Genomic DNA, 12,658 nt, shown 5'->3' with positions numbered 1-12,658 from the left:
GGCCGCCGCCTACCTCGCGCTCACCCTGCAGCTGCTTCCTCTGCCGCGACGCGGCACCCCGACCACATCACATCGAACGGAGTAGCCGCGCATGGGCGATGTCACGTTCAGCGTCCGCACCTATGGGATGGGCGCCTTCCCCGCAGACGAGAAGCTCATCGTCGCTTTCGAGCCCTCGGGGCCTGGGTTCACCGCGTTGTCGTCCTTCCCGCAGCGCACGGTCTACGCCGAACCCGAAGCCGACGGCTTCGTGCGAGTCAACCTCGCCCCCACCCTCGGCCTCAGTCCGGAGGTCTACTACCGCGTGCGATTCGAGTGGTTCTACCGCCACCCCGTGGAGGACCGGTGGATCAAGCGCGGCTGGTCCGACGTTGCCACGGAGCTTCGCGTGCCGTCCCAGGGCGGAGACCTCGGCGAACTGCTCGCCTCGACGCCCCCGCCCGGGGCCTACATCTGGGGCTTCGGCCCGCCCCCCAAAGCCATCAACGCGATCTACGTCGACCTCCTCGGAATGGTCGGCGGGCTGTACATCCCAACAGGAACGGTAGGAATCTGATGACCGATCTCTCAGTGGTCACCGGCATGGCGTACGTCGGCGACCTGCCCGCCGTCCCCGACGCGATGCTGGCCAGCCTCCTGCGCAACCCGACGCAGGCGCGCGCCGTTCTCGAGGCACTGTTCCAGACGAACGTGCCCGAGATCGTCGTCGCCGAGCTGGCGAAAAACCCCACCCTCGTCGCCGGCGCCGCAGCCGCCATCGCCGCGCAGCTCGCAGCAGCCGACGTCATCATCGGCACCGACAAGCGCGTGATCCCCGCCGAGGCCAAGGTCGGCTGGTACGTGATGCCGGAGTCGTCGGGCTACATGATCGCCCTGCAGGCGATCACGAAGCGTGACGCGTGGATTCTCGCCGGCATCACCCTCGACGGCTCCTGGAAGTTCCGCGGCGACGCGGGCGACACCAGCGGATCCCTCTCGCGGATGAAGATTCCCGACGCCATCCCTGAGTGGTGGGTCGGTCTGCCGCAGTGGCACCTCGACACCATCTACGCCACCGCCCTCGGGAGCAAGGGCGAGGTGCTGGCCGCTGACTTCAACGCGCGTACCGGCCCCATGGCCGTCCAAGTCGCCACCGCGCCCGTCGACGACCACAACGTCCCGGGCCGCGCGACCGTCCCAGGTCGTGGCACGTTCCTCGCCTACACGCACCACGGCCTCGAAGGCGACAGCCAGCTGCGCGTCGTGGTCGGCGGCGGCAGCGGACGCGCCGACTGCCTCACCGGCAAGACCGTCAGCTCGTTCAACATGGGCGGCGCGGCGTCGTACGCGGCACCGTGGAACCTCGCGCACGCAAGGACCGCCACTACCGACACGTTCTGGACGCTTGTCCGCGTGGCGCTGAAGTGGTGCATCCGGGAGAACGTCGCCGATTGGCCCACCAGCACGGTCACCGCAACGGCGGGCATCAAGCAGCTCGTGGAATTCCCCGACCAGGCGTACCTGCACGCTTCCGTCGCAGCTGTCGACGCATTCGGCAACCCGACGAAGCTCGGCATCATCGCGGGCTTCAACCCTGCCGTCACCCGCAGCGCCGTCTACGTGCTCGAGCTGGATCTGAAGACCGGCAAGATGCACGACAAGAAGAACCCGGACGTTACCCAGGACATCAACTCAGCGACCGAGCCGCTGAAGTCCTCGGCGCTCACCGCGGTGCTGCCCGACAAGGCCTCCGGCACGCGCCGGGTGCTCGGCCTGTACTGCGACAACGGCGGCAAGCTGTGGAAGCTGCTCACCGTCGAGTACGCCGGCGCCGTCGGCCCCGACGGGATCATCACGGAGTACACCTTCGATGTCGACGCGATGCAGCTCGTCGGTAACCCGCGCACGTTCGGTGCGACAGGTCGTCACTTCGAGCGGTACCCCGGCGGTGCGCAGTTCGACCGCAACGGCAAGGTCTGGCACATCAACGAGTCCGGCAACATCTACACGCTCTCGCAGGAGGGCGTGTCGGTTCGCAAGTCGTCTAAGGGCATGCTCCGCGTGCTGACCGTGACGCCCATCGTCAAGCAGACGGGCGAGCCGTTCGCCGACGTGCTCACCGGAGACATCAACGGCTCCTACACGGACTACCGGGCGTGGTCCGACGTGAACCTCCTCGCGATCAAGAAGGGAGCCTGACATGGGCGCCGGTCTCGGAGCACCCCCGTCCGCGCTGTTCGACCCGACCGGGCTGCAGCGCATCACCCCGCCGAACCCCGCGGTCATCCCCGGGACGTTGTTCTGGTGGGAGCCGGGCACGATGGCCAGCCGTACCCTGGTGCCGGCCAACGGGGATCTCATCGAGAACCAGTCTGGGTGGGCGATCGACCTGCTCGGCGAGCAGGCACGATGGCTGACCTACAAGAGCTCGCTCCTCACCGGGGCCGCGTCACGGCTGCAGCCGAACGGCGAGTTCCGAGTGACCCACGGTCGCGGCGCGGCGACGCAGGCGGAGAGCATCACGCTCGAGAATCAGCGCGTTCGCGACCACATCGACGGCAACCGGTCGCGTCGCATCGGGCAGGTGCTCGCCTACAACGTGACGCAGAAGCCGGAGGCGTACACACCGTCTGTCAGTCAGCGGGTGATGGGTCTGGTCGACGCGACGAACTACAGGGCCGCGATCGCGCTCAGCTCGGACCGCACCCTTCTCACCGGGTACCCGACCGGCGCGACCCGCCTGTACAACAAGACGGGATCCACCGCTGGCGGCCGCGACATTGTCATCACCGTGCACGACGGGTACACGGGCGCGGCATCCTCCAGCCCCACGTTGCTCGGGCTCAACAACGGCGGCGCCGGCGCACCCGGCATGTCATTAGACGTGTTGTTCGCCGGCATGTGTGACTTGACCGCCGCGAACATCGGTCCTGTCGCGTGGGCGACTCTTATGCTCGCGCACTACAACGAGGTTCTCGCCACCGGCGGGATCTACGCCTGAACAACTACGCCCCCGGCGCCCCTCACCTTCTGGTGGGTGGACGCCGGGGGCGTTTTTGTTCGCGCGCGGGGGGGGGGGGGGGGGGCTTAGTTCGCGAGTCCTGCGGCAACAGACCGCTGCAACTTGCCGAGGCCCTGCGATGTGATGTCTCCGATCCATCTCAGGTGCATGAGAGGGGGATGAATCATCGGATCTTTCAGCATCCGGGCGACGGATTCGAAGCCGAAAATGCCTTTCTCTTTCTCCTTCGGAGCACGGAGGTGGTTGCGACCCGACATGGTCTGCGAATAACGGATCAGATCCGCGACGGTCACATCATTTCCACGCGCAATCCCGATGACGTTCTCGGCCCACTCTTTCCGTGAGAGTCGAAGAAGCGGTGCAGGGAGGCCAGGGTCGTGGTGGCGAGGGAGCATAGCTACGCCCTGCCACATGTCGTGCAGGTCGTCGCGACCCTTCGCGAAATGGGCCTTCATCTGCTCTCTCGTCTCCAAAGGTATGTGCGTAGCACGGTCTATCTCGGCGTCCGAGGGGTGCGCGTTGAGAAGGATCTGCCGCACTGTGAAGACTGGTGTGATGCCTTCGCGCGCCGCGAGGTCATCAACAGGGCTGTCCCAATCGACCAACATCTGACGCAGCAACTGACCGAGCTCGGACAGCTCGCCGTCGTCGAGAGCGGCGCGCCCTCGTGACAGACTGCGGATGCGATCCACGTTACGGACGAAACCTGCGTCCACGTGCTCTCTACCTAGCCGATCAATGAACTCGTCGTCGAGCATCCGCGTGCGTCCTCTCCTCTGGCGCATCAGCGTAGCCAAATTTCTCACCCGCGAGCCGCCGCGGCGTTGATTTGCATCCGACGAACGGTAACGCCGTTGCGTCACGCGACAGGCTGCCAGTGGCACCCTCGCGGGGCACCCCTTTATACGACAACGCCCCCGGCGTCCCTCATCTCGAGGTGACGCCGGGGGCGTTTCGTCGCGTGACCCGCTCCTACGCCTCGCCGGAGGTGGCCTCACCGAAAGTGCGTTCCTGCAGGTAGGCGCACAGGTTGCCAGCTACGACGATCTCCGCGCCGAGATTGATGAGGTTGACCGGCCGCACGGTTTCCTCTTCGTGTCGCTCGGTAAGCGTTGCCTGCCACATGACCTCCGCCGGACCGGTCGACTCGAGATAGATCGACGCGGAAGTGTTCTGCATGGTTATCACGACCAGGCCGACGTCGTCGGACTCTTCGGTGTCCTGTTGCAGTACCCGGATGCTGCCCGCGATGACGTGACCCTGGTCTTGAAAATCGCGCACCCACTCTTCGAGTTGGGCGATCTTGGGGCGGGGCAGAGCGACAGTCCCGTCCGTGGTGTTCTGCTCAGACATAGGAAAACAGTAGCCCGAGAGAGGAAGGCAGCGGCTAACGAGGGAGCAGGACTAAGGAGTCCTCGTCGCGGCCAAGCCCCCTGCTCGCGTAGTGCGCCGGAGCCGCCAGAATCAACGCCCCGAGAATGAACCAACCGCCGATGTCGGATGGCATCAGGGCCACACCGATCACGCCGCATGCGACGACAAGGGACCACAGAACTATGCGGACCACCGGCATCAGAATTGGTGACACGAGGATAGGAGTTTAGTCGCGGGCAACCGCGCAGACGCGCCTTGAGGTGATCTGGCGTCTCAGAGACAGATCACGCGACCATACCGGCAGCCCGCGAGGCAAGTCGTCGTAACGGGAGGCCGCGTCTGTCAATATCGAACCATGACCGGAGCCGTCCGGAGCGGAGACCAATATCGCGACGCCCGCTCCACCCAGCTCGAAGAGCTGATGCAGACAGTAGTAGCGGGAGACGCCGCGGCCTTCGCACGAATTTACGACCTCACCGCCGCTCAGGTTTTCGGGGTGATCGTCCGAGTCGTCAAGAACCGTGCACTGGCAGAGGAGGTTCTGCAGGACGTCTACCTTCACGTCTGGCAGAACGCATCGAGATTCGTAGCCGCGAGAGGCACCGTTGGTGCCTGGATATGCATCATCGCGCACCGACGTGCAGTGGACTGTGTCCGGGCGACTCAATCGTCGCGCGAGCGCGACTGGCGCGAGGGCACACGCTTAGCTCGCGACAACGTCGTCAACCCACACGAGTCGATAGACAGCCAAGAAGAGCGTCGATACCTCTGCGAGGCGCTTGCGCAATTGTCGCACGAGCATCGGCGGTATCTGGATCTTGCGTACGGTGCCGGCCTCAGCCAGGCCGAAATCGCGGCTCACACCGGAGTGCCCCTTGGTACGGTCAAGTCCCGAATGCGGAGGGCACTCACACTGCTACGCGGGAATCTCGCGAACAACCCGGTCTTCATCGCCTGATCGCGCGGGATCAGGCGCGCGAGTGCCCACCTAAAACGGCGGGGCCCGCCTAGGCTGCACCGTCGGACACACTGATGACTATTGGTGGTGTCGGAGATACTCAGCGATTGAGAGTTCGGTCGCTCCACGCCAACGCTGCTTCGTGCGCACGAGGGTGAAGCCGAGTGTCTTCAGCTCTCGAGCCGTATCGGGTGTCAGCAACTGTCGAGGGTGCTTCTGCCAACCGCCTGGAATGCGGTATGCGTGCGTGATTGTGCGTCGTTGAGCCATCGGCTGCTCCGTGTGTTGGGGGGAGGTGAGCCACGATACGGCCATCAGAGACATCCCGGTCGCGTCCACGGGCATTGCACGCACCGTTGAAAGAGGCAAAGGGACGCGTTCGGCTACCCACTGACCGACGTCTTGGACGACATATTCCTCGGCTCGAGATAGTTGTCGGCCGAAGCCACCACCCCGCTCGAGCGGCGCCAGCATGACGCCGCGTATGCCAAGTACCAAGACCGCTTCCGAGCCGCCTATATGGCGAAAGTAGGGCGGCGCTCTCGGAGCTGAGTGCGGGGCACGCGACACCGCTCCCTAGGTGCAGATCGCGCCCGTCTCCGGCGCCGATGAGTCGTCGTCACATCGTTGTGTCGAGAACGAGGCCGTTCGGTCCGCTGGCGTCCTGCATCATCTGCTCGATGAGCTGACCATCGAGCTTCGGTGCACGGCTACCGAAGAATTGCATCACGATCGGTGTCGCAGGGTGCAGCCACAGGCTCAGCGTTCCCTGCTCGGGGTGCGGGGCCATCAGCATGAACGGTTCTTGCCGGCGCAGCTTATTCATGATGACGACACGAAGGTGGGAGAGGAGGCGGTCCTCGATGTCGAGGACGTGACGCTCCTGATAGATCCGACGGCCCACGGGGTCAGGCGCTTTCGGTTGTGTCGTGGCGTCCGCTGTCGCGGTCCCACTCGAGCGATTTCCACTGCAGGAATGTGCAGAGGTTACCGGCGACGACGAGTTCGGCGGCGAGGCTGGCGAGGACGTAGGGCGGGATGCTCAGAGCGCCATCGTCGAGCTCGACGGTCGCATGCCAGAGTGGTTCGTCGTACCCGACGGGCTCGAGGTGAATCGACCCCTTGGCGTGGACGAGGCCGACGGTGACCAGGCCGGTGTCACGCTCGGCCGTATCCTCTCGCTCCACGACACGCACATCGCTCGCAACAAGGTGACCCTGGTCGATGAACTCCCGCACCCACTCCTGAAGCATTGATCTGCTGCGGCGCGGGGGTGAGTCCGCGATGGCGTCTTCTGGCACGGTCCTAGCCTAATAGTTCGCGTCGCTGAATTCTTTTCGAGGTTGACCTACCTCGGCGAGCCGCTGAAGGATACTGATCACGTGACCCAGATTTCCTTACGAGTATCGGTCGAGGATCTCGCAGAGGTCGTTCGACTGGCGACCCTCGCTTTTGACGACTCCGTGCAGGGCACAGGCTCGGCTTACGAGGCGAGAATCAGGCCTGTCCTCGACAACTTGCACGACCAGGTGCATCGGCTCGTTGAGGGGTGAATGCGCCACCTAGGGATCCGAAGCCGGTGGTCCCGTGCGCGGGTGCCGCGCGACGGCGTGCGCCGTCGGCAGTCCACGCAGCCGCGCCGGGGATCTCGGTGACGATCGCGGCGACCAGGGCGGCGGAGTGCTCGTCGTCGTAGTACCCCGCCCACCGGCCCGCCTCCATCGCCAGGATGTCCACGCGGTCGCCGGCCATTTCGAGCAGCTCGGCGATCACCGGGACCGTGTTGCGGTCGTACCGGTGGCGGGAGCAGATCGCCGACAGGTGGATGCCGAGAAGCACGTCGGGGTGCAAGGGGCGGGACATGGCGGGGATGCTACGCCGCACTGCCGACATCGGCGCCGTCTAGGCTCACCCCATGAAGAAGCTTGGGGGAGCGGCCATCGCCGCGCTGTCCGTCATCCTGCTCGCCGGTTGCTCCGCCCCGGCACCCGAGGCCGCACCAGCCGAGACAAACGCCCCCGCAGCATCGTCCGCGCCGCCCGCGGCATCACCCACACCCACCGCCACCCCGATCGCCGCGGCCACCTGCGACAGCTACCCGCCCCTCGCCTCCGAGCAGGCGGATGGGGGAGCGGTCGAGGCGCAGGTCGGGGCGATCGCCCTGCCCGACGGTGTCACCCTCAACCCGGGGGTGCAGACCATCACGTCCGTCGACGAGCCCGGCACCTTCGAGGCTGTCGTCCGCGTGTGCAGCGCACCGCTCAGCGAGGACGCTCTGATCGAGGTCGGCAACGCGATCGCCGTGCCCCTGTCGCAGACCCCCGCCGGCGAGACCGTCACGTCCCTCGTCATCTCCGGCTGGTCGCCCGGGGGCGCGACGCTCACGAAGGGGGAGGCGGTGACGACGGAGTTCCAGCTGTACACGTGGAACCCCAACGCCGCCGTGCCCCTGTCGTCGAACTGGAAGTGATGTCGGAGGTCCGAGAGGCACTCGGACCATGCCCACCGACAGTGAACTGCTCGACTTCGAGCGCCGCCACGAGCGGCACACCGGCAAGAAGGAACTGCTCATCCTTGACGAGCTCGGGCTCAGGCCGGCCCGGTATTACCAATTGCTGCGTCGCGCCGCGCGGACGTGGGAGGCGTGGGCGTCGGACCCGATGCTGTGCCGTCGCGTGCTCGACAGGCAGAGCGCCGCCTGAGCCGCTATTTACTCGCGGTTTTGCCGACGTTACGAGCGTTTACTTGGGACTACTGGCCAGGGAAAAGGCCTGGTGAAGTAGGCATAAGTAGTCAAGCGTAAACCCCGCCCCATACCGCTTCAGTGTGGGTTCGAGTCCCACCGGGGGTACGCGAACGATACAGCGCTCTCCGCATCGCCTGGGAGTCCTCACCCTGCTCCGTAACCGTCGTCACCCCGCGGTTACACTGAAGGGCAATCTCTCGAACGGAGTGTGGGGACTTATGTGGGAGTGGCTCGTACCGGTCATCGTGATCGTCGGCATTCTGGTGATCGCCGGCATCTACCTGTGGGCCACCTACAACGCCCTCGTCGCGCTCAACGTGCGCGTGGACGAAGCGTGGAGCGACATCACCGTCCAGCTGAAGCGGCGCGCCGACCTGCTGCCCAACCTCATCGAGACGGTGAAGGGCTACGCCGCCCACGAGAAGGCCGTCTTCGAGAACGTCACGCGAGCGCGCGCCGAGACGCTCTCGGCGCAGAGCCCCGCCGAGGCCGGTGTCGCCGAGGGGCACATGCAGCAGGCGCTGAAGTCGCTGTTCGCGGTCGCCGAGGCGTACCCGCAGCTGCAGGCCAGCCAGAACTTCCTGCAGCTGCAGCACTCGATCGTCGACACCGAAGACAAGATCCAGGCGTCGCGCCGGTTCTACAACGGCGGTGTCCGCGAGCTGAACACCAAGATCAAGGTGTTCCCCAACAATCTCTTCGCGCGCCAGCTCGGCTTCCACGAGCGCGAGTTCTTCGAGGTGGTCGACGGCGCCGCCATCTCGGAACCGCCACGCGTGCAGTTCTGACCTTGAGCGCCCCCTCCGCTTCGGCAGAGGGGGCGCGTTTCAGTTGGTGCGCCCGTCGGGGTGATCGTGCCGGTCGGCCCTCAGTGCCACGGCGATCTGGTCGGCCGCGTCGCCCCAGCGCGACACGGTGACGCGTTCGAGGCCCTGCCAACGGGCGGCCGTGCGCAGTTCGGCCGCGACGCGATCCGCGGCCTCGGGCGGTGCTCCGGGCTCCCACCAGGCCGACTGCACGCGCAAGGCGCTGTCGGCGCGATCGGCCTTCAGATCGATACGGCCCACGACGTCGTCGCCGACGAGCACGGGCAGCGAATAGTAGCCGAACCGGCGCTGGGGCGCGGGCGTGTAGATCTCGATGCGGTAGTCGAAGTCGAACAGCCTCTCGGCGCGATCGCGGAACCACACCACCGGGTCGAAGGGGGTGAGGATCGCCGCCGCATCGATGCGTCGCGGGCGGGCGGCGTCGCGGTGCAGCCACGCCTTCGCCGGACGCCCGGCGATGCGCCAGCCGTCGACCTCGACAGGCAGGAGCTCGCCGCTGTCGACGAGATCGCGGATGCCGGCGAGAACCGCGGGACGGTCTCGGATGCGCCAGTAGTCGGCGAGGTCGGATGCCGTGGCCACGCCGTACGCCACGGCGGCGCGCCGGACGAGCTCGCGGATGGCCTCGGCGCGAGGGACCGCCGTGTCGAGGACGGAGGCAGGGAGGACGTCGGATGCCAGGGCGTAGCGCCGCTCGAAGCCGCGGCGCCCCGCGATGGCGACCTCGCCGAACAGCCACAGGCGTTCCAAGCCGTTCTTGACGTCGTCCCAGCCCCACCAGGAGCCACGTGATCCGCTGCGCGCGTCGTGATCGATCTCGGCCGGACGCAGGGGCCCGCGATCGGCCAGTTCGTCGCGCAGCCACTGCAGCAGGGGCTGGTTGGCCTCGGCCCAGGCGTCGTGCCCGTACTTGGCCCGGAGGTCGTCGCGCCGGAATTGCAGCAGCGGCCAGTCGTCGACCGACACCAGCGAGGCGACGTGCGCCCATGACTCCACCCACGACGGACGACGGGCGAAGGCGAGCTTGTCGAGCAGAGCGGTGTCGTACGCCCCGAGGCGTGCGAACAACGGCATGTAGTGCGAGCGCGAGAAGACGTTGACCGAGTCGATCTGCAGGATGCGCATGCGATGCAGGGCGCCGGTGATCTGGCGCGTGCCGACGGCGTCGGGCCGGGGGCGGGCGAAGCCTTGAGCGGCCAGGGCGATGCGGCGCGCATCGGCGCGGCGGAGCGTCGTGGTCATGTCTGTCACCGTATCGGCGACCTCCGACATGCTCGGCGATCCACGTCGGAGGGCGGCGGTAGGCTGACGGGATGAGCGGCACCGATCCCGAACCTCGCGGATCGTTCCTCGACGCCCTCAAGCGGCGCACCGTCTCGAGCGACCTGCAACCTCCGGTGCCGCCCGCGCTGCGCCAAGCGACCGCTTACGCGTGGCGCCTGCTCGTCATCGCCGCCGCTCTCGCCGTCGTGGTGTTCGTGGTCATCCAGCTGAAGCTGCTGGTCGTGCCGCTTCTCATCGCGGTGCTCATCACCGCGCTGGTGTGGCCGGCCTTCTCGTTCCTGCTGCGCCATCGGTGGCCGAAGTGGCTGGCCATCGTCGTCACGGTCCTGGGCACGATCGCCGTGATCTCGGGCCTCGTGTGGCTGGCCGTCTGGCAGATCACCCGCGAGTTCGGCTCGGTCCGTCAGCGCACCGTCGAGGCCGTCACGCAGTTCCGCCAGTACCTCATCGACGGCCCGCTGCACTTGAGCGCCCAGCAGATCGACGACGGCCTGCGACAGGCGGGCACGTTCCTGCAGCAACAGGCCGAAGTGCTCTGGACCGGCGCGCTGGCCATCGGCACGACGATCGGCCACGTCGGCACGGGCGTGCTGCTGACGCTGTTCATCCTGCTCTGCCTTCTTGCCGACGGCGGCGGCATCTGGCGCTGGACGACCCGGTTGTTCCCCCGTGTCGCGCGTCCCGCCGTCGACGGCGCCGGTCGCGCGGGCTGGCGCACCGTGAAGAGCTACGCGCGCACGCAGCTCCTCGTCGCCACGATCGACGCGATCGGCATCGGCCTCGGCGCCTTCCTGCTCGGCGTGCCGCTGTCGATCCCCATCGCCGTCCTGGTGTTCCTCGGCGCGTTCATCCCGTTCGTGGGTGCCGTCGCCACCGGGGCCCTCGCCGTCTTCATCGCCCTGGTCTATAACGGCCCGCTGATCGCCCTGTTCATGCTCATCGTCGTGCTGGCCGTGCAGCAGATCGAGAGCCACATCCTGCAGCCGATCCTCATGGGCTCCGCCGTGAAGGTGCACCCCCTCGCCGTCGTGCTCGTCGTCGCCGGTGGGGCGATGGTCGGCGGGATCGCCGGCGCCCTGTTCGCGGTGCCCCTGGCGGCGTTCGTCAACGTCGTGGCCGTGTACCTCAGCACCAAGGCCTGGCAGCGCACCGGCGACCCCCTCGCTTCCCCGGATCTCATCTGGCGGACCGTCCCGCGTGAGCGCGGAAGGAGATCATGAACGACACTCCCACTCTGGCCGAGTTCGAAGATGCCGCGCAGAATCTGCGCGGCATCATCACGCGCACGCCGCTCGACGAGTCCCTGCACCTGACCGAGCTCCTCGGCGTGCCGGTCAACCTCAAGCTCGAGAACCTGCAGCGCACGGGGTCGTTCAAGATCCGCGGGGCGAGCTACCGCCTTTCGCGGCTGTCCACCGAGGAGCGCGCGCGCGGCGTGGTCGCGGCATCCGCCGGCAATCACGCCCAGGGGGTCGCCCTGGCCGCGCAGCAGCTGGGCATCTCGGCGACGATCTTCATGCCGTTGGGCGTTCCCGTGCCCAAGCTGCTGGCGACGCGGGGGTACGGCGCCGAGGTCATCCTCGAGGGCGCGACCGTCGAGACGCCCCTGCGCCTCGCGGCGGAGTTCGCCGAGCGCACGGGCGCCGTGCTGATCCACCCCTTCGACCACCGCGACATCATCGTGGGCCAGGGAACGCTCGGACTCGAGCTCGTCGAAGACATGCCCGACCTCGAGACCGTGATCGTCGGGATCGGCGGGGGAGGCCTCGCCGCGGGCGTCGCTGCGGCGGTCAAGGCCCGCGCAGCCGCCGAGGGGCGGACGGTGCGCGTGATCGGCGTGCAGGCGCACAATTCCGCGGCCTACCCGTCATCGCTCGCCGCGGGGTATCCGATGCAGGTCGAGACGACGCCGACGATCGCCGACGGCATCGCCGTCGCCCGCCCGGGCGACCTGCCGTTCGAACTCATCCGCCAGTACGTCGACGAGGTCGTCACCGTGACCGAGGACGATATCGCGCGCGCGCTGCTCGTTCTGCTCGAGCGCGCAAAGCAGGTCGTCGAACCCGCGGGAGCCGTCGGTGTGGCCGCGATCCTCGCGGGCAAGGTGAACGCCAGTGGCCCCACGGTCACGATCCTCTCGGGCGGCAACATCGACCCGCTGCTGCTGCAGCGCGTCGTGGCGCACGGGCTCTCGGCATCTGGTCGCTACATGTCGCTGCGCATCCCGCTTCCCGACCGCCCCGGGCAGCTGGCCCGCGTGTCGGAGCTGCTCGCCGGCGTCGGCGCGAACGTCATCGAGGTGCTGCACACGCGCCACGGGCAGGGCCTGCAGATCAGCGAGGTCATCCTGCAGCTGAGCGTCGAGACGCGCGGCGAGGAGCACCGCGCCCTCGTGATCCAGACGCTCGAAGACGCCGGGTTCATCGCGACCGTCGTTCCGAACTGAGTGTCCGGCGCCGGGCCGGTCG

15 protein-coding genes are annotated in these 12,658 nt (G+C 67.2%); 9 read left to right on the top strand and 6 right to left on the bottom strand.

Annotated features, from left to right (window positions below):
• Positions 1-91 precede the first annotated feature (91 nt).
• Genes LPW41_RS11650 through LPW41_RS11640 form a run of 3 tightly spaced genes read left to right on the top strand, consistent with a single transcriptional unit; the run spans position 92 to position 2,980 of the window.
• Positions 92-556, top strand: coding sequence for a hypothetical protein (locus tag LPW41_RS11650; protein WP_230704889.1), 465 nt, complete (start codon positions 92-94; stop codon positions 554-556).
• Entirely contained in the window at positions 556-2,178 is a 1,623-nt protein-coding gene (locus LPW41_RS11645) for a hypothetical protein (RefSeq protein WP_230704888.1), read from the top strand. Before LPW41_RS11650 ends, LPW41_RS11645 begins: the two co-directional genes overlap by 1 nt.
• 1 nt (position 2,179) lies before the next feature.
• A complete protein-coding gene (locus tag LPW41_RS11640) occupies positions 2,180-2,980 on the top strand; it encodes a hypothetical protein (protein ID WP_230704887.1) in 801 nt (266 codons plus the stop codon).
• Between the two features lie 86 nt (positions 2,981-3,066).
• On the opposite strand, the gene LPW41_RS11635 is transcribed toward LPW41_RS11640, so the two are convergent.
• Both LPW41_RS11635 and LPW41_RS11630 read right to left on the bottom strand, forming a co-directional pair.
• On the bottom strand, positions 3,067-3,759 hold the full coding sequence (locus LPW41_RS11635) for a hypothetical protein (protein WP_230704886.1): 693 nt from the start codon (positions 3,757-3,759) through the stop codon (positions 3,067-3,069).
• A 214-nt stretch (positions 3,760-3,973) separates the two neighbouring features.
• Positions 3,974-4,354 (bottom strand): hypothetical protein, encoded by a 381-nt coding sequence (locus tag LPW41_RS11630; protein WP_230704885.1) that lies wholly within the window; start codon positions 4,352-4,354, stop codon positions 3,974-3,976.
• A 376-nt stretch (positions 4,355-4,730) separates the two neighbouring features.
• Between LPW41_RS11630 and LPW41_RS11625 the strand changes: the two genes are divergently transcribed.
• Entirely contained in the window at positions 4,731-5,333 is a 603-nt protein-coding gene (locus LPW41_RS11625; RefSeq protein WP_230704884.1) for a sigma-70 family RNA polymerase sigma factor, read from the top strand.
• 619 nt (positions 5,334-5,952) lie between these two features.
• On the opposite strand, the gene LPW41_RS11620 is transcribed toward LPW41_RS11625, so the two are convergent.
• From LPW41_RS11620 to LPW41_RS11610, 3 genes are all read right to left on the bottom strand, one after another.
• On the bottom strand, positions 5,953-6,237 hold the full coding sequence (locus LPW41_RS11620) for an ATP-dependent DNA ligase (protein WP_230704883.1): 285 nt from the start codon (positions 6,235-6,237) through the stop codon (positions 5,953-5,955).
• A gap of 4 nt (positions 6,238-6,241) precedes the next feature.
• On the bottom strand, positions 6,242-6,634 hold the full coding sequence (locus tag LPW41_RS11615; RefSeq protein ID WP_230704882.1) for a hypothetical protein: 393 nt from the start codon (positions 6,632-6,634) through the stop codon (positions 6,242-6,244).
• Between the two features lie 196 nt (positions 6,635-6,830).
• The gene (locus LPW41_RS11610) at positions 6,831-7,196 is read right to left on the bottom strand and encodes a hypothetical protein (RefSeq protein ID WP_230704881.1); all 366 of its coding nucleotides are present in this window, start codon (positions 7,194-7,196) and stop codon (positions 6,831-6,833) included.
• Between the two features lie 52 nt (positions 7,197-7,248).
• Here LPW41_RS11610 and LPW41_RS11605 point away from each other — a divergent pair, with 52 nt between their 5' ends.
• From LPW41_RS11605 to LPW41_RS11595, 3 genes are all read left to right on the top strand, one after another.
• The gene (locus LPW41_RS11605; protein ID WP_230704880.1) at positions 7,249-7,803 is read left to right on the top strand and encodes a hypothetical protein; all 555 of its coding nucleotides are present in this window, start codon (positions 7,249-7,251) and stop codon (positions 7,801-7,803) included.
• A 28-nt stretch (positions 7,804-7,831) separates the two neighbouring features.
• A complete protein-coding gene (locus LPW41_RS11600) occupies positions 7,832-8,035 on the top strand; it encodes a DUF3263 domain-containing protein (protein ID WP_230704879.1) in 204 nt (67 codons plus the stop codon).
• 262 nt (positions 8,036-8,297) lie between these two features.
• Complete coding sequence (locus tag LPW41_RS11595; RefSeq protein WP_144835306.1) at positions 8,298-8,867, top strand: LemA family protein; 570 nt, start codon at positions 8,298-8,300, stop codon at positions 8,865-8,867.
• Between the two features lie 39 nt (positions 8,868-8,906).
• Here LPW41_RS11595 and LPW41_RS11590 read toward each other — a convergent pair whose 3' ends face one another.
• A complete protein-coding gene (locus tag LPW41_RS11590) occupies positions 8,907-10,148 on the bottom strand; it encodes a winged helix-turn-helix domain-containing protein (RefSeq protein WP_230704878.1) in 1,242 nt (413 codons plus the stop codon).
• Between the two features lie 71 nt (positions 10,149-10,219).
• Here LPW41_RS11590 and LPW41_RS11585 point away from each other — a divergent pair, with 71 nt between their 5' ends.
• Both LPW41_RS11585 and ilvA read left to right on the top strand, forming a co-directional pair.
• On the top strand, positions 10,220-11,410 hold the full coding sequence (locus tag LPW41_RS11585; protein ID WP_144835302.1) for an AI-2E family transporter: 1,191 nt from the start codon (positions 10,220-10,222) through the stop codon (positions 11,408-11,410).
• The gene (ilvA, locus tag LPW41_RS11580; protein ID WP_144835301.1) at positions 11,407-12,636 is read left to right on the top strand and encodes a threonine ammonia-lyase; all 1,230 of its coding nucleotides are present in this window, start codon (positions 11,407-11,409) and stop codon (positions 12,634-12,636) included. The genes LPW41_RS11585 and ilvA overlap by 4 nt, the downstream gene beginning before the upstream one ends.
• Positions 12,637-12,658: the final 22 nt, after the last annotated feature.

The organism is Microbacterium sp. JC 701 (assembly GCF_021026215.1).
Classification (GTDB): domain Bacteria; phylum Actinomycetota; class Actinomycetes; order Actinomycetales; family Microbacteriaceae; genus Microbacterium; species Microbacterium algihabitans.
This window is presented reverse-complemented; position numbering and strand designations above follow the sequence as displayed.

Bases quoted from the DNA above. Each gene is read 5' to 3' on its own strand.
- LPW41_RS11630 (WP_230704885.1), bottom strand. From the start codon at position 4,354: ATGTCTGAGCAGAACACCACGGACGGGACTGTCGCTCTGCCCCGCCCC.
- ilvA (WP_144835301.1), top strand. From the start codon at position 11,407: ATGAACGACACTCCCACTCTGGCCGAGTTCGAAGATGCCGCGCAGAAT.
- LPW41_RS11605 (WP_230704880.1), top strand. From the start codon at position 7,249: ATGAAGAAGCTTGGGGGAGCGGCCATCGCCGCGCTGTCCGTCATCCTG.
- LPW41_RS11645 (WP_230704888.1), top strand. From the start codon at position 556: ATGACCGATCTCTCAGTGGTCACCGGCATGGCGTACGTCGGCGACCTG.
- LPW41_RS11595 (WP_144835306.1), top strand. From the start codon at position 8,298: ATGTGGGAGTGGCTCGTACCGGTCATCGTGATCGTCGGCATTCTGGTG.
- LPW41_RS11640 (WP_230704887.1), top strand. From the start codon at position 2,180: ATGGGCGCCGGTCTCGGAGCACCCCCGTCCGCGCTGTTCGACCCGACC.
- LPW41_RS11610 (WP_230704881.1), bottom strand. From the start codon at position 7,196: ATGTCCCGCCCCTTGCACCCCGACGTGCTTCTCGGCATCCACCTGTCG.
- LPW41_RS11625 (WP_230704884.1), top strand. From the start codon at position 4,731: ATGACCGGAGCCGTCCGGAGCGGAGACCAATATCGCGACGCCCGCTCC.
- LPW41_RS11600 (WP_230704879.1), top strand. From the start codon at position 7,832: ATGCCCACCGACAGTGAACTGCTCGACTTCGAGCGCCGCCACGAGCGG.
- LPW41_RS11635 (WP_230704886.1), bottom strand. From the start codon at position 3,759: ATGCTCGACGACGAGTTCATTGATCGGCTAGGTAGAGAGCACGTGGAC.
- LPW41_RS11590 (WP_230704878.1), bottom strand. From the start codon at position 10,148: ATGACCACGACGCTCCGCCGCGCCGATGCGCGCCGCATCGCCCTGGCC.
- LPW41_RS11585 (WP_144835302.1), top strand. From the start codon at position 10,220: ATGAGCGGCACCGATCCCGAACCTCGCGGATCGTTCCTCGACGCCCTC.
- LPW41_RS11650 (WP_230704889.1), top strand. From the start codon at position 92: ATGGGCGATGTCACGTTCAGCGTCCGCACCTATGGGATGGGCGCCTTC.